The following is a 519-nucleotide window of genomic DNA, read 5'->3' as shown; positions in this document are numbered from 1 at the left end:
CCCCACAGGTTCACGATCACGGGACGCGTGATCAGCTGTGGGAAGATGTACCAAGCACTCACGCTCTCGATTACACGGTCGATGATGTCGTCCAGACCGAAGAACTCGGTACGGAGCTGCGCACGAATCGTGTCGAGTTGAGCACGGCGTTCAGCAATGATCGATTTATCCAGCATTTACTTCTTCTCCTTGAGTTTGGGTGATTCAGCCGATACGGGCGAGAAATACAGAAATGCGCTGTCGTAGGTTGGTACCCTGCGCGATGTGGTACACAACCTCCGCCACCTCGTAATCAACCGAGGTGGCGGCCTCGAAGCGGATGACCTCACCGACACGCGGGACCGCCAGATCACCCGTGGCAGACGCAAGATTGATATGGTCGGCCTCATTGTAGTATTGAATGTTGACGTTGCTCATATTGCCCTCCGCTGTTGAATGCTGTGCAGTATGCGCTTAATTGCGCGTGCCGTCAACCTTGTTTCTTCTGATTTTCCGTGTGTTGGGCAAGCGCCGCACGAT

The 519-nt window shown here is 54.3% G+C and carries 1 protein-coding gene; it reads right to left on the bottom strand.

Annotation, left to right across the window (positions count from 1 at the left end):
• Positions 1-204: 204 nt before the first annotated feature.
• On the bottom strand, positions 205-417 hold the full coding sequence (locus tag AC1RPQ_RS07850) for a hypothetical protein (RefSeq protein WP_281106406.1): 213 nt from the start codon (positions 415-417) through the stop codon (positions 205-207).
• Positions 418-519 lie beyond the last annotated feature (102 nt).

The sequence above is a fragment of the Dellaglioa sp. CoH-57-MRSF-21 genome (genome assembly GCF_056781915.1).
Note: the sequence above shows the minus strand (reverse complement) of the source record. Positions and strands in the feature narration are given on the sequence as shown.